Source organism: Candidatus Hydrothermales bacterium (assembly GCA_039630235.1).
In the GTDB taxonomy this organism is placed as follows: Bacteria; Hydrothermota; Hydrothermia; order Hydrothermales; family JAJRUZ01; genus JBCNVI01.
In genome coordinates, this window is the sequence record JBCNVI010000033.1 from 626 (window position 1) to 930 (window position 305).

Sequence of the window (305 nt, forward strand, 5' to 3'; positions counted from 1 at the left end):
GAAAGCTGAAAAGAACCCCGGGAGGGGAGTGAAATAGAACCTGAAATTGCAGGCCTACAAACCGTTCGAGGGTTTGCTACGGGATGGTAGTGACCTGAGAGCGTGCCTTTTGCCTAATGAGCCTGCGAGTTGTCGTCGGTGGCGAGGTTAAGGGGTGTTATACCCGGAGCCGTAGCGAAAGCGAATGGTCTGAATAGGGCCAATTAGTCACTGACGGCAGACCCGAAACGGGACGATCTATCCCTGCCCAGTGTGAACGACGGCAAAAACCGTCGGGAGGCGCGAACGGGTCGGTGTTGCAAAAC

1 rRNA gene (cut by a window edge) is annotated in these 305 nt (G+C 55.4%); it reads left to right on the forward strand.

The features are described from left to right. A 23S ribosomal RNA gene (locus ABDH49_09145) occupies positions 1-305 on the forward strand (its annotated part extends 541 nt beyond the left edge of the window); the annotation flags it as partial.